This is a genomic window from Hymenobacter sediminicola, assembly GCF_014250515.1.
Classification (GTDB): domain Bacteria; phylum Bacteroidota; class Bacteroidia; order Cytophagales; family Hymenobacteraceae; genus Hymenobacter; species Hymenobacter sediminicola.
Map to the genome: position 1 here is coordinate 1,606,047 of NZ_CP060202.1, position 19,362 is coordinate 1,625,408.

Annotated in this window: 13 protein-coding genes; 11 read left to right on the forward strand and 2 right to left on the reverse strand. The window is 59.8% G+C overall.

The annotated features are described in order from the left end of the window. Positions 1–56 precede the first annotated feature (56 nt). A complete protein-coding gene (locus tag H4317_RS06865) occupies positions 57–1,106 on the reverse strand; it encodes an amidohydrolase family protein (RefSeq protein WP_185889385.1) in 1,050 nt (349 codons plus the stop codon). Between the two features lie 350 nt (positions 1,107–1,456). On the opposite strand from H4317_RS06865, the gene H4317_RS06870 reads away from it, so the two are divergent. The 3 genes from H4317_RS06870 to H4317_RS06880 all read left to right on the forward strand — a co-directional run bounded on the left by H4317_RS06870 (position 1,457) and on the right by H4317_RS06880 (position 5,778). Then, entirely contained in the window at positions 1,457–2,803 is a 1,347-nt protein-coding gene (locus tag H4317_RS06870) for a type IX secretion system plug protein (protein WP_185889386.1), read from the forward strand. A 78-nt stretch (positions 2,804–2,881) separates the two neighbouring features. Beyond that, positions 2,882–4,174 carry a cation:proton antiporter gene (locus tag H4317_RS06875; protein ID WP_185889387.1) on the forward strand — a complete coding sequence of 431 codons (1,293 nt, stop codon included), beginning with the start codon at positions 2,882–2,884 and terminating at the stop codon, positions 4,172–4,174. Positions 4,175–4,323: 149 nt separating this feature from the next. Continuing rightward, positions 4,324–5,778 (forward strand): M48 family metalloprotease, encoded by a 1,455-nt coding sequence (locus tag H4317_RS06880; protein WP_185889388.1) that lies wholly within the window; start codon positions 4,324–4,326, stop codon positions 5,776–5,778. 4 nt (positions 5,779–5,782) lie between these two features. On the opposite strand, the gene H4317_RS06885 is transcribed toward H4317_RS06880, so the two are convergent. Next, entirely contained in the window at positions 5,783–6,403 is a 621-nt protein-coding gene (locus H4317_RS06885) for a hypothetical protein (protein ID WP_185889389.1), read from the reverse strand. Positions 6,404–6,901: 498 nt separating this feature from the next. Between H4317_RS06885 and H4317_RS06890 the strand changes: the two genes are divergently transcribed. From H4317_RS06890 to fucP, 8 genes are all read left to right on the forward strand, one after another. Continuing rightward, on the forward strand, positions 6,902–7,726 hold the full coding sequence (locus H4317_RS06890) for a polysaccharide deacetylase family protein (protein ID WP_260625849.1): 825 nt from the start codon (positions 6,902–6,904) through the stop codon (positions 7,724–7,726). A 24-nt stretch (positions 7,727–7,750) separates the two neighbouring features. Further along, the gene (locus tag H4317_RS06895) at positions 7,751–8,977 is read left to right on the forward strand and encodes an oligogalacturonate lyase family protein (RefSeq protein ID WP_185889390.1); all 1,227 of its coding nucleotides are present in this window, start codon (positions 7,751–7,753) and stop codon (positions 8,975–8,977) included. Positions 8,978–9,122: 145 nt separating this feature from the next. Beyond that, the gene (locus H4317_RS06900) at positions 9,123–10,247 is read left to right on the forward strand and encodes a glycoside hydrolase family 88/105 protein (RefSeq protein ID WP_185889391.1); all 1,125 of its coding nucleotides are present in this window, start codon (positions 9,123–9,125) and stop codon (positions 10,245–10,247) included. A gap of 141 nt (positions 10,248–10,388) precedes the next feature. Beyond that, positions 10,389–13,262 (forward strand): glycosyl hydrolase, encoded by a 2,874-nt coding sequence (locus tag H4317_RS06905; RefSeq protein ID WP_185889392.1) that lies wholly within the window; start codon positions 10,389–10,391, stop codon positions 13,260–13,262. A gap of 144 nt (positions 13,263–13,406) precedes the next feature. Then, entirely contained in the window at positions 13,407–14,486 is a 1,080-nt protein-coding gene (locus H4317_RS06910) for a glycoside hydrolase family protein (RefSeq protein WP_185889393.1), read from the forward strand. Positions 14,487–14,717: 231 nt separating this feature from the next. Next, the gene (locus H4317_RS06915) at positions 14,718–16,250 is read left to right on the forward strand and encodes a sialate O-acetylesterase (protein ID WP_185889394.1); all 1,533 of its coding nucleotides are present in this window, start codon (positions 14,718–14,720) and stop codon (positions 16,248–16,250) included. Positions 16,251–16,478: 228 nt separating this feature from the next. Continuing rightward, positions 16,479–17,903: a glycoside hydrolase family 28 protein gene (locus H4317_RS06920; RefSeq protein ID WP_185889395.1), complete on the forward strand. Its 1,425-nt coding sequence runs from the start codon at positions 16,479–16,481 to the stop codon at positions 17,901–17,903. Between the two features lie 169 nt (positions 17,904–18,072). Next, entirely contained in the window at positions 18,073–19,341 is a 1,269-nt protein-coding gene (gene fucP, locus H4317_RS06925; RefSeq protein ID WP_185889396.1) for an L-fucose:H+ symporter permease, read from the forward strand. The last annotated feature ends 21 nt before the right edge of the window (positions 19,342–19,362 follow it).

The window sequence follows — 19,362 nt, forward strand, 5'->3', positions numbered from 1 at the left end:
CGGGGCTTTTTGCTGCCACTATTTTGCTCGACGATACAACTCGTTTATATCAGCTACTACGTCTTGATTTTGAAGATTCGCTCTGCATTGCCATAAGCAATCTTTGCGCGCTCAGTTTCGCTCAGAGCTGCCGTCTTGATGAAAGCTACGGCGGGTGCAGTAGGCTGGAAAGGGTAATCAATAGCCCACATAATATTCGATACCCCTATTTTATCGATGCAATACCGGAGGGCCAGCGGGTCTTCCACGCCGCTTGTCGTGATGGTTATGTTACGCCCAAAATATTCGCTGGGCTTTAGTTGATTTTTGCGCCCGGCGCGGGCGCCCGGCGCGCCCATGAAGTCGAGCCGGCCCAACCAAAAGGGTAGTGCTTCGCCCATGTGCCCGATAACTACCTGTAACTTCGGGAAACGGTCGAAAATGCCGCCAAATATGAGGCGCAGTATGTGAGTTGCCGTTTCCACCCCGTAGCCCCATACGGCGCCTTCCAGGCGGTAATCCTGGAAAGGGGCCGCCATACCATCAGAAGGAGCCCGCGGATGAATGTAGAGAGGCGCTCCAAGTGCTTCTGCTGCCTCCAAAATGGGCGAGAACTGAGCGTCGTCGAGGTAGGCGTTGGCGGTGTGGGAATTGACAATAAATCCGTGGAGCTTCAGCTTTTTGATGGCCCGTTCCATCTCCTTCGCTGCGGCGTTTGGGTCCTGTGGAGCGAAGCTCGCTAGGCCGGCAAAGCGTTTAGGGTAGCGGCGTATAGTTTCACTTAGCCGGTCGTTGGCTAGACTGGCAAGTTCGGTGGCCTGTGCCCGTTCGAAAAGTTGCACCCCAGGCATAACCAACGACAGAATATGCATATCAACCCCATTGGTATCCATGTTTTCCAGCCGCACCTTGTCTAAGTCCAGTAGCCTGGGCAGCATATCCTTAGCTGCACGGTCACGGTTGGAAACCTGGTTGCTTTCTGACGCCGCCGGCGTAGTGCTCGAAGGCTCGTAGAGTTGCTTCAAGAGAAGCAGGTCCAGATTCGGTCCCCCTTGGCGTACTCTGGTCCGGATGGCTTCCGCTATTTCCGGAATGGTAAAGGCTTCTTCGGTTGCAATCTTCCGCAAATGCTGCCCTGCTGGCACGCGTAGCATCTGGCTCTGTGCAGCTTCGCTAGCCTGCAAAAAGCTTGGTAGCGCTGAGGCTGCGGCAACAGACGATAAATTTTTTAGAGCAGATCTGCGGTTCATAGCAAAGATATTTTGGTCTGAAATAGAGCTATTGGGCAACTTAGAGTTAGGCATTCGCCGCTCAGGATTACGGTTAATGGTTTGCCGTTTTGGTGGGCTAGGACGTTGCGTTTTGGCTGGTGCTTAGATAGATACAATATATAGATAATGCTTAATAATTGGGCCGCGGCCTGCCAATACTCCTCATGCCAAGACTAAAGCCCGCTGCCTCCTGTATCTTCGCCGGTATGCGTCTTCCCGCCTTCCTGCTTCCGCTGCTACTCCTTGCCTCGGCCTGCGTGCCGCTCGGTACGCCCATCACCGACCCTAACGCCGCGCGCCGGCCTGCCACGACCGGGCAGGTGGCGTCTACAGAATACTACGCCGACAAAACCCTGCGCTATCAGGACTACGTCTACGACCCCAACGTGCGCACCGTGCTGTGCTACGTGCAGTCGGGCACGACCAACGAAATATTTACGCCGCCCGTGGTGCCGCTCAGCCAGGAACAGCCCATTGTGCTGGAATTCGACCTGCTCGGCGACCAGAGCCAGCGCCTTACGGCCAAAATCGTGCACTGCGACGCCGACTGGAAGCCATCCATCCTGACGGATATGCAGTTTCTGAGCGAGATAAACGACATTCTCATCACCAACTACCGCACCTCCGTCAATACTAAAGTGCCTTACTACCACTACAGCATGCGGGCGCCGCGCGTGAAGCTGAGTGGCAACTACCTGCTGGTAGTGCAGGGGGCCGGCGGTACACCGCTGCTCAGCCGCCGCCTGCTCGTATACGATAACAGCGTGCAGATTTCGATGAAGCAGGGCATTCCGGTGGGAGGGCAGGAGCGCTACACCATGCAGCAGATTGATTTCGGCATCCGCTACAGCATGCAGCTCGTGAATCCGGCACAGGAAGTGAAGGTGGTGCTGCGCCAGAATTTCCGCTGGGACAACGCCAAGTATAACCTGCGCCCCACATTCGTGCGCGACATCGACCGGCAGCTCGACTACCAGTATTTCAACTTCGAAAACGCCTTCCCGGCCCTGAGCGAGTTCCGGTTTTTTGACCTGCGCACATTCCGGTCCATCGGCATTGGCGTAGCGGCTCTCGATGCCGAAGCCTCGCCCCGGCAGGCGCTGCTGCAGCCGGATGCGTCGCGCAACGGGCAGGGCTATACGCAGTTCGAGGATATCAACGGGCAGCGCGTGATTGAGAGCCGTGAGTACGGCAACGGCGCCACTAACGCCGACTACCTCGACGTGACGTTTCAGCTGCGGGCAGCGCAGCCAGCAGCTGGCCCCGTGTACGTGCTGGGTGCCCTCACCGACTGGCAGCTGAAAGACGAGTTCCGGCTGACGTATGACGCCGAAAAGCAGCTCTACAGCGGCCACGCGCTGCTCAAGCAGGGCTACTACAACTTCATCTACGCCACCCAGACGCCGCAGGGGCCGAACAGTGTGCAGTGGGAGGGTAGCCACCAGGAAGCCGAAAACCAATACGACCTGCTGGTGTATTACCGCCCACCGGGCACTCGCGCCGACCTGCTCATTGGCTACCAGAGCCTCGACGTAAACAGCCGCCGGCCCTGAGGCCTGGGCGGCGCAAGTAGCTAAATGCAGCAGGCCTGCGTACAGGGAGTACAGTTCAGCTGACTCTCTTTCCTGCTTATGTCGCTCTACAATCTGATTTTGGTGGTGCTGGGCGTGGCCATCTTGGCAGTGGCCTGGCTGCCTTCGCTGCTGCGCAAATACCCGCTTTCCTACCCCATTGTGTTTGTGGGGCTAGGGGCGCTGGTGTTCTGGCTGCCGCTGGGCCTGCCCACTCCCGACCCGATCAAGCATTCTACCTTCGTTACCCACCTCACCGAAATCTGCGTGACGGTGGCCCTGACCGGTACGGGCCTCAAGATTGACCGGAAATTTTCGTTGTGGCGCTGGCGGGCACCTCTGCAGCTGGTACTGGTACTGATGGTCATCACCATCGGTATTTTCATGGTAGTGGCGTGGCGTTTGGGCGGGCTGCTGCCGGCCTCGGCGCTGCTGCTGGCCGCTACGTTGGCCCCTACTGACCCAGTGCTGGCCGGCGACGTGCAGGTGGGCAAGCCCGGCGAAGGTGGCGAAGACAACGTGCGCTTTTCCCTTACCGGCGAGGCTGGCCTCAATGATGGTTTGGCGTTTCCATTCGTGCATCTGGCGGCGCTCCTGCTGCCGGTGGCCCTACTGCCTTTTTCGGAGCAGCTGCTGCATTGGGCCTGGATGGATGTGCTGTTTCGGACGGCGGTGGGCGTGATTGGCGGCTGGCTGGCTGGCAAGGTACTGTCGTTCCTGATTTTCGATTTGCCCCACCGGGTGCGCATCAACCCCGAAGCCTATGGATTTGTGGCGCTGGCTGTCACGCTCACCGCCTACGGCCTGATTGAGCTGCTGCATGGCTATGGCTTTCTGGCCGTGTTTGTAGCGGCCGTTACGCTGCGGGCGCACGAGCGGAGCCATGAGTACCACACCGAGATGCACGAATTCACGGACCAGCTGGAGCGGTTGCTCATCGTAGTGATTCTGATTCTGTTTGGTGGCGCGCTGGTGCGCGGCTTGCTGGAGCCGCTCACGTGGTCGGGGGCGGCGCTGGGACTGTTTCTGCTACTAATTTTGCGCCCCATAGGCGGTATCCTGACGCTGGGCCGCAGTCGCGTGACGTGGCCCGAGCGGCTGGTTATCTCGTTCTTTGGTATTCGCGGTATCGGCTCGTTTTTTTATCTGGCCTACGCACTGAGCAAACACGATTTTCCCGATGCCCCGCAACTCTGGGCCATTACTGGATTTACGGTGCTAACGTCTATCATTCTGCACGGTGCGCTGGCCACGCCCGTCATGGACTGGCTGGACCGTCGCCACGGCCGCCCTACGGCGCTGGAGCTGGAAGAAAAGCATTTGGCGGAGCAGGAGAAACAAGCCGCTTCCTGAGTTGCTTAGGCCGTAGCCAACCACCTCCAGAGTAAAAGGAAATTGAAACTGGCACAGTAGTGGCCTTTCTATTCTATAAGGGCGGCTGTAACCTTTGCACGGCTTAGGTTCGTTGCAGTCCTGTTCCTTTCCCGCTTACTCTCCCTACTATGCAACCCACTCTCTCATTTGTTCTGCGTGCCGGTGCCATCATGGCTGTTTTGCTGCCGTTGGGCAGCACCCGCCCGGCTGTTTCGCACTGGAGTGCCATCCGGCCGGTGCTACCCGTGCAAGGGGCTCAGCCCGACCCGCAGGTAGTTGCGCAGTTTGGCCTGCTTAACAATACCAAACTACAGAGCTACATCGACAGCAAGGGCATGCAGATGGGCAAAATATCTGACCGCCCAGCCGATGTCAAGGGATTTACCATCGTCGATTCGCCCATTATCAACGCCTTTGCTACACCTGATGGCCACGTGTACTTCACGCGCGGCATCATGGCCCATTTTAATAATGAGGCGCAGTTCAGCGGCGTACTCGGCCACGAAATAGGCCATATCACGGCCCGCCACGGCCAGAAGCAGCAGACCCGCTCCACTATTGCCAACGGAGCCCTGATCTTAGGCTCTATCCTGTCGAAGCGAGTGGCTTCTATTGCCCAGCCAGCCTCGCAGGTCGTGGGCCTGGGCCTGCTGAAATACGGCCGCGACGACGAAAACGAATCGGATAAGCTAGGGGTGAAGTACTCCAGCGCCATCGGCTACGACCCAGCCTCCATGGCCGATTTTTTCCTGACCCTTGCGCGCACCGAGCAAAGCAGCGGCGCCGCTACTGTGCCCACCTTTCTATCGTCGCACCCCAACTCCGCCGACCGGTACACGAACGTAAAAAAGCTGGCGCAGCAAGCGGAGCAACAAGCAGGCCGCCAGCTGGCCGTGAACCGCGACCAGTATCTGCGCATGATTGAGGGCTTGCCCTACGGCGACAACCCGCGCGAGGGCTACGTGGAGGGCAGCGTATTCTACCACCCCGACCTGAAGTTTCAATTTCCGGTACCACAGGGCTGGAAGTCGCAGAACTCACCCAGCCAGTTTCAGATGGCCGAGCCCAATGGCAAGGCTGTTATCGTGCTGCTGCCAGCCGGCAACAAAGGCCTAGATGAAACCGCGCAGGCACTGGTAGAACAGCTGAAAATCCAGAACGCGCAGGCCCAGAAAACGACCATCAACGGCTTCCAGGCCATAGCCATCCAGGGTGACCAGGTAGGGCAGGACCAGCAAACCGGCCAGCAGGCTATTACGGCCCGCACGCTGAGCTTCATCATCCAGGATGGCCAGAACCTGTACGCTTTCGTCGGCCTCACGTCGCCTAACGATTTCAACACGTATGCGCCGCAGTTTCAGCGCACGGCTCAGGGCTACAAGCGCCTCACGGATGCCGCTAAACTGAACCGCCAACCCGAGAAGGTGCGCATCAAAACCGCCAAAGCCGGCCAGACGTTGGCCCAGGCCTTAGCGGCTAATGGTATTCCATCTAAGCGCTACGAGGAAATGGCCATCCTAAACGGCATGAAAACTACTGATAAAATGACCAGCGGCATGCTGTTTAAGGTGGTAGGGAAGTAATTTACTATGCATTAAACCACTGCAGGATTCGGGAAACTATTCCTGAATCCTGCAGTGGTCTTTGAGCAAGTCCATTTTCAGGAAATAGTACTGCTGATAAATCAATTGGAAGTAAGTCTCCGGCTGCGGTGTACAGTAAGATTCTGATTTTTTCTGCGTGTACGCAGGAATAGATACCGCCTAGCGTTTCGATATCAGTGCGGTGGATAGGCGGCTTGACCTTCTTCCGCAGTTGAATAGGCACAATGCCTAACTCTGTGACCATGCTGCTCCACGCAGCTACTTTTGAGTCAGGAAGCAGGTAGGTTGCAGCTCGGCTAACAGTTTTTTCTGTGTCCTCCTCAGGCAAAAAGCCATAAAAGCTGCATAGTACTTCACTGATTTCGAGTAATAGATAGGGCCACTCATCTTGGTGATGGCAGAATGCTTTGTTCCAGAAGGAATCTAGCCGAAAGACTAGTAGCAGCGAATTTTCTGCCTGCGAGATGGTCTGGCACCAAAGGGAGTCATGCAGCGTGATGCCATCCAGCAACAGCGAAAATGTAGTGTCGGTAGCTTTGCTCCAGTCAAAAGAACCATTGACTATACCGTTAGCCAGCCATTCTGGAGAAGTATCATTCAGCATACTGGTGCATAGAACAGAAAACGCCCTGGCCAACTACTGGCTGGGGCGTTTAAGGTACTGAGCAGCTACGGAAGCGGCGCTATGTCGTTCTCAGGACTGCGTGTAAGGCCTACTGTTTAGGAGGCCGCAGTATACGCCGCAGAACCGGCCAGAGCAGCAAAAGAGCCAGTATAATCACCAAGATCAGATTGCCATCCAGCACCCGGCCATTCGCCTCAATCGTAAAGTTTGCTAGGAAAGGGTGGGTCCGCATCTGTTGCTGCTTTTAGGTGCCGGCTACTGTCTAATATCAAGAAAATCCGACATTCTGGCATCCTGTATCCTTGTCCAGACTTCTGGAGGCCACTTCCTGCAAAAAGGCCGACTGCCAGAACAGCTGCTTACACGTGCAGATGGCACGGATGCTTTGCTGCCGCTTCACATAGGCGCAAGGACACCGCAGAGTACAGGAGTGTTAGCCAAACAGATACTCCTTTCTTGAGACGCAATCCACTTTCATTGCCTCCTGATTCTGTGATGCTGCGCCGCCTTTCCCTGCTCTGTGTGTTGCTGATTCTGTTGGAAGCGGGGCTGGGCAGTGTAGGCGCGCACGCCCAGGTGCTGCGCCGCCCCGTGCCCGACAAGCTGGTGGTACTCACCTTCGATGATGCTGCTCTTAGCCATGCCACCTACGTTGCGCCCCTGCTAAGGCAGTACGGGTTCGGCGCCACATTTTTCGTATGCGAATTCCGGGAGCCGGCTTTTGCCGACAAAACGAAGTATATGAGCTGGGCGCAAATTCGGCAGTTGCACCGGCAGGGCTTCGAAGTCGGGAGCCACACGCTCACGCATCGGCACGTCAACCGTCTGACGCAGGAGCAGCTGGGGGCCGAGCTGGATTCAATAGAAGGCCGCTGCCACAGTAACCGGATTCCCCGGCCTGTCACTTTCGCCTATCCGGGCTACGACACCGCACCCACCGCTACCACGCTACTGCCGGCGCGCGGCTACCACCTGGCCCGCGCCGGTGGCAACCGCCCCTACGACCCTGTCACCGATAATCCGCTCCTGATTCCCAGCTTCAGCACCTCCGGCCCCGACACGGCGAAAGTGCTGCCTGCCCTGCGGCAGGCGCAAAACGGCCGCATCGTGGTGCTGACAGTACACGGCGTACCCGATGTGGCCCACGACTGGGTGAGTACGCCGCCCGCACTGTTCGAACTGTACCTACGCTACCTACACGACCATCACTATACGGTGGTGGCGCTGCGCGATTTGGCTCGCTACGTGAACCTGCCCGAAGCTATTCGAACCATTCCGCCCCGCTACGAGAATCTGAAATAACCGCCCTGCCATCCTTTCTGACCTATGAAAACCCACCCGTTTATTACTGTATTGAGCGGCCTGGCGCTGCTAAGTACCGGCGCGCTGGCCCAGGCCAAGCTCGTGACCGGCGCGCAAACGCCCATGCCTGCCGCCGAGTGGATCGACCAGGACACCGGCCACCGCGTGATGCGCCTTACGCCACTGGGCGGCAACAACAACAGCTTCTACTTCCACAACAAGCCCTTTCTGGCGGCTAAAGGCAGTGACGGCGACCAGATGGTGTTCTACCACTCCGATGCCCAGGGCAAGCAGCTGCGCACCATCAACCTGAAGACGCGCGCGGTGCAGCCGCTCACGCGCTACTTCCAGAAGATGAGCGGCGAAATTGTGGCGCCCAAGCGCCGGGAGGTATTCTACCAAACCGGCGACTCGGTGTACGCCACCCATGTCGATACCCGAAAGACACGGCTGGTGTTCGTGTTTCCCCAAGATTTCCGGGCCAGCATCACCACCCTCAACGCCGACGAAACTCAGCTCGGCGGGGCCTGGGCTTCTGATGCGGAAAAGGAGATTTCGCGGCAGTACCCTGAAAAGAAAGATTACTTCCGCCGCATCTACGAGTCGAAGCTGCCACGCACCTTGTTTACGGTGAGCACCGAGGGCGGCCAACTCAGCAAGCTGTTCACGGACACGGCCTGGCTGAACCACGTGCAGTTTTCGCCCACTGACCCGAAGCTGCTCATGTTCTGCCACGAAGGCCCTTGGGAGTTGGTGGACCGCATCTGGACCATCGACACGAAAACCAAGGCGGTGAAGCTGGTGCACAAGCGCACGATGGACCGCGAAATATTCGGTCACGAGTGGTTTGCGCCCGACGGCAAAACCATCTGGTTTGACCACCAGCTGCCTCGCGGCGCCACGTTCTTCGTGACGGGCACCAACCTGAAAACCGGCAAAGAGAAGAAGTACGAACTGACCCGCGACGAGTGGAGCGTGCACTACACCATTTCGCCCGACCAGAAGACGTTTGCTGGTGACGGTGGCTACCCCAGCTCAGTGGCGCACTCGCCCAACGGCCAGTGGATCTACTTGTTCCGGCCCAATGGCGACAAGTTTAAAGCCGAGAAGCTGGTGAACCTGGCCAAGCACAACTACCACCTGGAGCCCAACGTGCATTTCTCCCCCGACGGCAAATGGCTGATCTTTCGGGCCAACTTTGAGGGCGAAAACCAAGTGTACGCCGTGGAAATAGCCAAAGCCGCCTCGTAAAAACCGACACAAAACACCGTCATGCTGAGCTTGTCGAAGCATCTCTACCGCTTCGTCTGTCCCATTTCAACGAAGCGGTAGAGATGCTTCGACAAGCTCAGCATGACGAACTGGGTATCATAACCGACGACCTCAAACCCACCCAATGCTCAAATCCATTCTCACGGCCGGCCTGCTGGCCATGCTTACGCTGACGACGCAGGCCCAGAAGCTGCCCAAAAAGAAGGCCATCCTCAAAACGATGACCCGCGCCAACGACTACTTCATGCAGAAGTGGCCCGATACCGGCAAGGAAATCACGACCAACAAAACCCGCCCCAGCCACATCTGGACCCGCGCCGTGTACTACGAGGGCCTCATGGCGCTGCACAGCGTAGATAAGCAGAAGCGCTACTACGACTACGCCGTAGACTGGAGCCAGAAGCACCAGTGGGGCCTGCACCGCGGCATCGAAACCCGCAACGCCGACAACCAGTGCGCCGGCCAGACCTACCTCGCCCTCTACGAAATCGACCCACAACCCGAGCGGATGCGCGACATCAAAGCCAGTATCGATTTGATGGTGAAAAGCCCGCAGGTAGACGACTGGTGGTGGATTGACGCCCTGCAAATGGCCATGCCTATCTATGCCAAGCTGGGTGCTATGACCAAGGATACGGCTTATTACGAGAAGATGTACCGCCTCTACAACTATTCGAAAACCCGGCACGGCGGCAACGGACTCTACAACCCGCAGGACCAACTGTGGTGGCGCGACAAGGACTTCGTGCCGCCTTACAAGGAGCCTAACGGCGAAGACTGCTACTGGAGCCGCGGCAACGGCTGGGTGGTGGCAGCCATGGTGCGCGTGCTGGAAATCATGCCCAAGGGCGCCCCGCACCGCGAAGAATACGAGCAGATGTACCTGGCCATGATGAAGGCCTTGCCGCCCCTGCAGCGACCCGATGGCTACTGGAACGTGAGCTTACACGACCCCACCAACTACGGCGGCAAGGAGCTGACCGGCACGGCGCTGTTCACCTACGGCATGGCCTGGGGTATCAACCACGGCCTGCTCGACGCCAAGCAGTATCAGCCCATCATCACGAAAGCCTGGAACGCCATGGCTACCGAATGCGTGCACCCGAACGGCTTTCTGGGCTACGTGCAAGGCACCGGCAAAGAGCCCAAAGACGGCCAGCCCGTGAGCTACACCAGCAAGCCCGACTTCGAGGACTACGGCCTCGGCTGCTTCCTGCTCGCCGGCACGGAGCTGGTGAAGATGAAGTAAAAGTGTAAGAAATGAACGTCATGCTGAGCGAAGTCGAAGCATCTCTACCGCTTCGTTGCAATAGCATCAGCTAGCCAGGGGCAGAGATGCTTCGACTTCGCTCAGCCTGACGTTCTGAAATATCCATTGCCACCCCGCCCCATGAAACCCACTCTCGCTTTTTCCCTACTCGTTGCCGCCACTCTAGCCCAGGCGCCCGCCCGTGCCCAACAGGCGCCGCGCTGGCCGGAAATCACGCAGCAGCACAAGCCCTGGACGCGCTGGTGGTGGCAGGGCAGCGCCGTGAACGAGCAGGACCTCACGCGCCTGCTCACCCAATACCAGCAGGCGGGGCTGGGGGGCGTGGAAATCACGCCGATTTATGGCGTGAAAGGCACCGAAAACCAATTCATCAGCTTCCTGGCGCCGCGCTGGATGGACATGCTGCAGCACACGCTCACGGAGGCCGGGCGGCTGGGGCTGGGCGTGGATATGGCGCAGGCGTCGGGCTGGCCGTTCGGTGGGCCCTGGGTGACGCCCGATGACGCCTGCAAGTACGTGGCGCACCAGACCTACACCGTGGCCGGCGGCGCCCAGCTGCAGGAACCCGTACGCTTTATGCAGAAGCCGCTGGTGAAAACCGTCGGCCAGCCTATCGATATCAAGCAGCTGGCTGACCCTATCACCAAGAATCCTAATCTGCAGCTCCACGCCTTCGACCAGGTGCGCTTCGAGAAGCTGCTGCCGCTGCAAGCGTTGGTGGCGTATTCCGATAAGGGCCAGACGCTGGATTTGACCAGCAAAGTAGACGCCGCCGGTAAACTGATCTGGACCGCCCCGACGGGTGCCGCCTGGACGCTCTACGCCGTGTTTGAGGGCTGGCACGGCAAGCAGGTGGAGCGCGCCGGCCCCGGCGGCGAGGGAGACGTAATTGACCACTTCTCGAAAACCGCAACCCAGCACTACCTGGCGCGTTTCGATGAGGCGTTCAAGGGCCGCAACGTGCAGCCTATCCGGGCCTTTTTCAACGATTCGTATGAAGTAGACGACGCGCAGGGTGAGGGCAACTGGACGCCACAGATGTTCAGTGAGTTCCAAAAGCGCCGCGGCTACGATTTGCGCCAGCATCTACCGGCCCTGTTCAGCAAGGAGGCCGAAGACCAGCCGCACCAGCGCGTGCTCAGCGACTACCGCGAAACGGTGTCGGAGCTGCTGCTCGAAAACTACACTCAAACCTGGCACGACTGGGCTAAAACGCACGGCGCGCTCATCCGCAACCAGGCCCACGGCTCCCCGGCCAACATCCTCGACCTCTACGCCGCCACCGACATTCCGGAAACCGAAGGCGAGGATTTGTTACGCCTGAAATTCGCCTCATCGGCGGCGCACGTTACCGGCAAACTGCTTACCTCGTCGGAGTCGGCGACCTGGGAGAATGACCATTTTCTCTCGAAGCTCAGCGACGTGAAGAAGGCCATGGACATGATGCTGCTCGGGGGTGTGAACCACACGTTTTACCACGGCACCAACTACTCGCCGCAGGCCGCGGCGTGGCCAGGCTGGCTGTTCTACGCGGCCGTGCACTTCAACCCCAACAACACCTTCTGGAATGATTTCGGGCAGCTGAACCGCTACGTGGCGCATTGTCAGAGCTTTTTGCAGGCCGGCCAGCCCGCCAACGACGTGCTGGTGTATCTGCCCATCTACGACTCCTACGCCCGCCCCGGCAAGGTGCTGCTCCAGCACTTCGACGGCATCAGCCATGGCTTCAAGGGCATGCCGGTGGGCGCTACCGGCGAGGAGTTGCTCAAGCAGGGCTTTGGCTTCGATTTTATTTCTGACAAGCAGCTGCGGCAGACGAAAACCATCGGCCGCACTCTGCAAACCGGCGGCGGCACTGCCTACCAAACCCTATTGCTGCCCGATGCGCGCCTCGTGCCGCTGGCTACGTTGGAGCACTACCTGCAACTGGCCCGCAACGGTGCTACGCTGGTAGTGCAAAACCAGCTGCCCACCGACGTGCCCGGCCTGGGCCAGCTCGATAAGCGCCGCGCCGCCTTCCGCAAACTGCTGGCCGAGCTGAAATTCCAGCCCAGCGGCACGGCCGGCGTTCAGAAAGCCAAGCTGGGCAAGGGCGCGGTGCTGGTAGGCAAAGACGTAAGCCAGTTGCTGGCGGCGGCCGGTGTGCAGCGTGAAACCCTGACCGACAGCGGCCTGCAGTTCGTGCGCCGCCGCCACGCCACCGGGCATTACTACTTCCTGGCCAACTCCACCGATAAGTTGCTGGATGCCTGGGTGCCGCTGCAAACCGCCGCCAAATCGGTGGCGCTCTACAACCCCATGACCGAGCAGCTGGGTTTGGCCAACTGGCGTATGTCAGCCAAGGGCATGCCGGAAGTGCGTGTGCAGCTGGCTCCCGGCGAGTCATGTGTGCTGGAAACCAACAGCGCCGCACTGACCGGCCCCGTCTACGCCTACCAGCAGGCGGCTGGCCCCGCGCAGCCCATTCAAGGCACCTGGAACGTGCGCTTCGTGTCGGGCGGCCCGGCGCTGCCGGCTCCGGTGCAGATGTCGGAGCTGAAATCGTGGACGGATTTCGGCGGTGACGCCGGCCGGAAATTTTCCGGTACGGCGGCCTATACCATCAGCTTCCCGAAACCCACCGGCGCTGGCGAAGGCTGGCTGCTGAACCTGGGCCGCGTGGCCGAAAGTGCCCGCGTGCAGCTGAACGGCCAGGAGCTGGGCACGCTCATCGGCCCCAGCTACCAGGTGTTCATCCCGAAAAACCAGCTGCAGGCCAGCAACACGCTCACCGTCAGCGTCAGCAACGGCATGGCCAACCGCATCATTGACATGGACCGCAACCACGTGCCCTACAAGAATGCCTACAACATCAACATGTCGTCGAAGCTCAAGGAAAATCGGGGCACCGATGGCCTGTTCACAGCCGAGAAATGGGACCCTAAAGAGTCTGGTTTGCTGGGCCCGGTAACGCTGACTCCTGTATCAACCAGCGGCGCGGGCAAGATGCAATAGATCGGTAAAACGCAATTCAACTCTTTTATCCTGAGTTTGCGAAGGACCTTGTCACAGGAGAACGAGACGTAGCAACGGCTGTCGTTCATGCAGAATAAGATCCTTCGCAAGCTCAGGATGACAGGATGTTTTTCTCCTCCACTTATGCCTACCCGCCGTCATTTCCTTGCTACGCTTGCACTGGCGCCTTTTGCCCGGGCGGCGGTGGGAGTTGCGGCCGGGCGGCTGATTGACTTCCCGAAGGCGGATTTTGCCAAGTTCAGCAAGCACCTGCAGCCTGTTGGGCGGGCCTTGGAAATGGAGGGCTACTACGTGTGGTGCAATAGCCCAATCTACGGGCCTGATGGCCGGGTGCACGTATTTTTTTCGCGCTGGGATGCCCGCAAGGGGATGGGCGGCTGGCTCAACGGCTGCGAAATAGCCCGCGCCGTGGCCGACACGCCTGCCGGGCCGTTTGTGTACCAGGAAACCGTGCTGGCCCCGCGCGGCCCCGGCTTCTGGGATGCCACCACCTGCCACAACCCCAGCATTCAGCTCGTGGATGGCCAGTACTGCCTGTTTTTCATGGGCACCAGCAATGGCAAAACCGACACCAAGCGCATCGGGCTGGCCACTGCGCCCACTCTCGAAGGCCCCTGGACTCGCCCCGACGCGCCGCTGCTGCTGCCCGGCCCCACTGGCGCCTGGGACGACCATTGCACTACCAACCCCGCCTTTGTAAAGCACGAGGGCAAATATTGGCTGTACTACAAGTCGTGGAATACGGCCGAGTATGTGGCCTCGACAGACCCCACCATTCGGGGCAACCGCAAGTACGGGCTGGCCGTGGCCGACCAGCTGGCAGGGCCCTACGTGAAGTACGCCGGCAACCCCGTCATCGACTTCTCCCGGCAGGGCCACAACAAGCAATTCGAGGATGCTTTTGTGTGGCGGCAAAACGGCCGTTTCTGTCTGCTGGCCCGCGACATGGGCGTGTACAACCATGAAGTCGGCCTCTACCTGGAATCCCGCGACGGCAAGGAGTGGAGCTACCCCAAAATTGCCTTCCGCGCCCTGCGCGACTACGGCGTGCAGGAGCCGCCCGCCCCGCCCAAACTCAAGCGCTACGGCCGCCTGGAGCGTCCCCAGCTCCTGCTCCGCGACGGTAAACCCGAATACCTGTTCTGCGCCTCGCAAGGCGGCAAATACATGACCGCCTCTTCGTTCGTGTTTCGGATTACATGAGTGAGAATTTCAACTCGCAGAACATCATGCGGGCAAAGGCTTGCATGTAACAAATAGGCCGTCATGCTGAGCTTGTTGAAGCATCTCTACCGCTTCGTTGTAATGCCATTAATTAGTCAGAGGTAGAGATGCTTCAACAAGCTCAGCATGACGGCCACTGCGTTAATTATCATGCGCTCCGCTCAGCCTGATACACCCCTCGTCTTATACTCCCCGCCCAAAAAAAACTCCATGCATCATTCTTCCCGACTCACCGGTTTCCTATCCGCCTTTCTGCTGGCCGGCGCCCACACTGCCCTGGCCGACGTTACGCTGCCGGCGCTCATCACCGACAACATGGTGCTGCAGCAGAAATCAGAGGTGGCGCTGTGGGGTTGGGCCGCGCCCGGCGAGGCCGTGACCGTGACGGCCGGTTGGGCGAAAAAGCCCGTGCAGGCTACAGCCGACGCGCAGGGTAACTGGCTGGTGCGCGTGCCCACCACCAAGGCCGGCGGCCCCTACACGCTCACGGTGCAGGGGAATAACAAGCTCACCGTCAGCAACGTGCTGCTCGGGGAAGTGTGGCTGTGCTCGGGGCAGTCGAATATGGCGTTTCCGGTGGCGAAGGGCGTTTCCAAATGGATGACGGGCGTGCTCAACGAGGCCGAAGTGGTGCCGAAAGCCACCAAGCCGAATATCCGCATGTTCACGGTAGCGCAGCGCGTATCCGACGAGCCCCAGCGCGACGTGCAGGGCAGCTGGGTGGTGTGCAGCCCCCAGACGGTGGGCAACTTCTCGGCCGTAGCGTACTTTTTCGGGCAGGAAGTCCAAGAGAAAACCGGCGTGCCGGTGGGCTTGATACATTCGTCGTGGGGCGGCACGCCGGCCGAGTCGTGGACGCGGCGCGAGGTGCTGGAGCAGAACCCCACGCTGCTCCCGATTCTATCCCGCTACGCCGACGGCCTCACCCAACGCCCTGCCTACGAAACCGCGCTGGCCGCCTGGAAACTGGAGAAGGAGCGCAACCCGCAGACCACGCAGCCCAAGCCCAGCGAGCCGCTGAGCGCCACCAGCAATAAGTCGCCGGCCAAGCTCTACAACGGCATGATCCGGGGCCTGGAGCCGTACACACTGCGCGGCACCATCTGGTATCAGGGCGAAAGCAACGCCGAGCGCGCCTACCAGTACCGCACGCTGTTCCCGGCCATGATTGCCAGCTGGCGCCAAGCCTGGCAGCAGCCTGACATGCCATTCTACTTCGTGCAGATAACGCCCCATAAAGGCCAGAACCCCGAAATCCGCGAAGCCCAACTGCTTTCCTGGCAAACCGTGCCGCACACCGGCATGGTCGTCACGACCGACGTGGGCGACTCGCTCGACATTCATCCGCGCAACAAGCAGGCCGTGGGGCACCGGCTGGCGCTGTGGGCGCTGCGCAACGAGTACGGCGAGAAAAAGCTGGTGACCTCAGGCCCGATCTACAAAGCCCTGAAAATCGACAAGAACACCGCCCGCCTCAGCTTCGACTACGCCGAGGGCCTGAAAGCGGAAGGCGGGGCGCTGCGCGAGTTTACCGTGGCCGGCGCCGACGGCGTGTTCCATCCTGCCCAAGCCGCCATTGAGGGAAATACGGTGGTGGTGAGCAGCGCGCAGGTGCTGCAGCCGGTGGCCGTGCGCTTCGGCTGGCGCAAGTCGCCGATGCCGAACCTGTTCAACGCCGCCGGTTTGCCGGCTTCGCCTTTCCGCACCGACACCTGGCCCACGCCTACGCAGGATAAAAAGTAAGTACTCACCAACAAAATTTCTGCAAAAAGCGAATTGCAGGTGAGTGCGGGAGGGTGCCGAGAATGGAAAATGGCAGCTTTGGATGAGTGAAGTAAGAGAGCAAAAACCTGATGCGTAGCTGGGCATCGGAGCTGCGGCCGTGGGAATCCGTTGTTCCACCGCCCGGCTACCATCAGGTTCTTTGCTTTATAGGTTTCTCCCGATCTGCCAACCCACCTGCCTGCCGATATGAACCTGATCCTTTCGCTGCTACTGCCGCTGCTGGCCTGGCTGAATTACCTCGGGACGCCGCCCACTGCCGCCCCCGCCGACCCGACCTGGGTGAAAGAAGTGGGCGCGAAATCCATGCCCGCCACCAAAAACACTTTCCTAGTCGCCAAATACGGCGCGGTGGCCGACGGCAAAACCCTCAACACCCAAGCCATTCAGAAAGCCATTGATGCGGCGGCCAAAAAGGGTGGCGTCGTGACGTTTGCGCCGGGCCAGTACCTCACGGGCTCCATCTTTCTGAAGAAGGGTGTGACGCTCAACATCCCGCAGGGTGTGACGCTGCTCGGCAGCCAGGAACTGAAGGACTACCCCGAAATTCCGTCGCGCATTGCGGGCGTGGAAATGGTGTGGCCTGCGGCTCTTATCAATATCCTCGATCAGGAAAACGTGGCCATCACCGGCCAGGGCACCGTCGATGGCCAGGGCAAGCCGTTCTGGGAGAAATACTGGGCCATGCGCAAAGAGTACGACGCCAAAGGCCTGCGCTGGATTGTGGACTACGACGCCAAGCGGCCTCGTACGCTGCTGGTTTCCAACTCCAGCAACGTCACGCTCAAGGGCATCACGCTGCAGCGCGCCGGCTTCTGGACGGTGCACATTCTGTACTCCAAGCACGTAACGGCCGATGGCCTCGTGGTGCGCAACAACATCGGCGGCCACGGCCCCAGCACCGACGGCATCGACATCGACTCCAGCTCCTACGTGCTGGTGCAGAACTGCGACATCGACTGCAACGACGACAACTTCTGCCTGAAAGCCGGTCGCGACTGGGACGGCTTGCGCGTGAACCGCCCCACCGAGTACATCCTCATTCAGAACTGCGTGGCCGGCGCCGGCGACGGACTGTTCACCTGCGGCTCCGAAACGTCGGGCGGCATCCGCCACGTCATTGCCCGCGGCCTCAAGGCGAAGGGCACCAAGTACGGTATCCGGTTGAAATCGGCCACCAACCGCGGCGGCGTGGTGGAGGACATTGTGGTGGAAGACATTCAGATGGATGGCGTGCGCGTGCCCATCATCATGACCATGAACTGGAACCCGGCCTACAGCTACTCCACGCTGCCGGCCGGCTACACCGAGGCCACGCTGCCCGAGCACTGGAAGAAAATGCTGGCCAAAGTGGAGCCCGTGGAGCGCGGCACGCCGCATTTCCGCAACGTGCGCATCAGCAACCTGCGCGCCACCGGGGCCGGCGAAGCCATTTCAGCCGAGGGCTTGGCCGTGTCATTGCTGGAAAACTTCACGCTGGAGAACATCAGCATCACGGGTAAGAAAGCCGGCAAAATCGACTTTGCCCAGGGCTGGAGCGTCAAGGGCCTCGACATCAAGGCCGAAAACCAGGAGCCGGTGGCCGTGCAGAACAGCGCCGGCATGAAGTTCTAAAACTGTCTGCTGTTCGCCTGTCATCCTGAAGCCTGCTTGTCATCCTGAGCCCCGCGAAGGATCTTATCACACCAGAACGGCACCGTTCAACGCTAACCCAGCCGTGACAAGGTCCTTCGCGGAACTCAGGATGACAGTTACCTAGCTGCTGCTGCTCATTCTGCCACCGATGAAGAAAAACCAGAACCTGTTTGCGGTAGCCCTGATTACCTCGCTGTTTTTTCTGTGGGGCTTCGCCGTGAACCTGAATCCGGTGCTGATTCCGCACCTCAAAAAGGCCTGCCAGCTTACCGACACGCAGTCGGCGCTGATTGACTCGGCGTTCTTTGCGGCCTACTTTCTGGTGGCGCTGCCGGCCGGGCAGTTCATGAAGCGTTTCGGCTACAAAGGCGGTATTCTGGTGGGGTTGGGCCTGTTTGCTACGGGCGCCTTCCTGTTTTATCCGGCCGCTGAAACCCGGGCCTACGGCTTCTTTCTGGTGGCGCTGTTCATCATTGCCAGCGGCCTCACATTCCTGGAAACGGCCGCCAACCCCTACATCACCGTGCTCGGCGACCCGGCCGGTGCCACCCAGCGGCTGAACTTCGCGCAGTCGTTCAACGGGCTGGCCGCTACGCTGGCGCCGCTGCTGGGCGGCAAGCTGATTCTGTCGGGCCAGAGCCTAACGGCCGGGCAGCAGGCGGTCATGGCCCCAGCGCAGTTGAGCGCCTACCTGAGCCAAGAAGCCTCGGCGGTGCAGCTACCGTATCTGGTGATTGGGGCCGTGGTGCTGCTGGTGGCCGTTGTGCTTTACTTCACCCGCCTGCCCGACATCATCGAGGCTGCGGCCACTGACGATGCCAGCACGCAGGGCTCGTTGTGGCAGGAGAAAAACCTGCTGCTGGGCGTGTTGACGCAGTTTTTCTATGTGGGTGCGCAGGTGTGCATCAGTAGCTTTTTCATTCGGTTTGCGGGCAGCGTGGCCGGCATTCCGGAGCAAACGGCTACGCTGTATCTGTCGGGGGCGCTGCTCAGCTTTATGGCGGGCCGCTTCATCGGGACGGCGCTGATGCGGGTGGTGACCCCGGCAAAACTGCTGGCGGCGTGCAGCTTGCTGAACGTGCTGCTGGTGGGTTTGGCCGTGACGCTGGAAGGCCAGCTGCCGGTATATGCGCTGATGGGCGTGGAGTTTTTTATGTCCATCATGTTCCCCACTATCTTCTCGCTCAGCATCCGCGGGCTGGGGCCCAGAACCAAGGACGGTTCCTCACTGCTGATTATGGCCATTGTGGGCGGCGCGGTGTTCCCAGTGCTCATGGGCCGCGTGTCCGATGCCAGCTCCATCCAAACGGCCTACGTGGTGCCGGGTTTGTGTTTTTTGGTGGTGCTGTACTTCGCCCTCCGCAACGCGCGGGTGCCGGTGGGGCCACCTGCTCCGGCCCTGGCGGGCGGCCACTGAGCCCGCGGCTACTTTTTCTAA

Bases quoted from the DNA above. Each gene is read 5' to 3' on its own strand.
- H4317_RS06895 (WP_185889390.1), top strand. From the start codon at position 7,751: ATGAAAACCCACCCGTTTATTACTGTATTGAGCGGCCTGGCGCTGCTA.
- H4317_RS06910 (WP_185889393.1), top strand. From the start codon at position 13,407: ATGCCTACCCGCCGTCATTTCCTTGCTACGCTTGCACTGGCGCCTTTT.
- H4317_RS06905 (WP_185889392.1), top strand. From the start codon at position 10,389: ATGAAACCCACTCTCGCTTTTTCCCTACTCGTTGCCGCCACTCTAGCC.
- H4317_RS06900 (WP_185889391.1), top strand. From the start codon at position 9,123: ATGCTCAAATCCATTCTCACGGCCGGCCTGCTGGCCATGCTTACGCTG.
- H4317_RS06880 (WP_185889388.1), top strand. From the start codon at position 4,324: ATGCAACCCACTCTCTCATTTGTTCTGCGTGCCGGTGCCATCATGGCT.
- H4317_RS06875 (WP_185889387.1), top strand. From the start codon at position 2,882: ATGTCGCTCTACAATCTGATTTTGGTGGTGCTGGGCGTGGCCATCTTG.
- H4317_RS06920 (WP_185889395.1), top strand. From the start codon at position 16,479: ATGAACCTGATCCTTTCGCTGCTACTGCCGCTGCTGGCCTGGCTGAAT.
- H4317_RS06870 (WP_185889386.1), top strand. From the start codon at position 1,457: ATGCGTCTTCCCGCCTTCCTGCTTCCGCTGCTACTCCTTGCCTCGGCC.
- H4317_RS06915 (WP_185889394.1), top strand. From the start codon at position 14,718: ATGCATCATTCTTCCCGACTCACCGGTTTCCTATCCGCCTTTCTGCTG.
- fucP (WP_185889396.1), top strand. From the start codon at position 18,073: ATGAAGAAAAACCAGAACCTGTTTGCGGTAGCCCTGATTACCTCGCTG.
- H4317_RS06885 (WP_185889389.1), bottom strand. From the start codon at position 6,403: ATGCTGAATGATACTTCTCCAGAATGGCTGGCTAACGGTATAGTCAAT.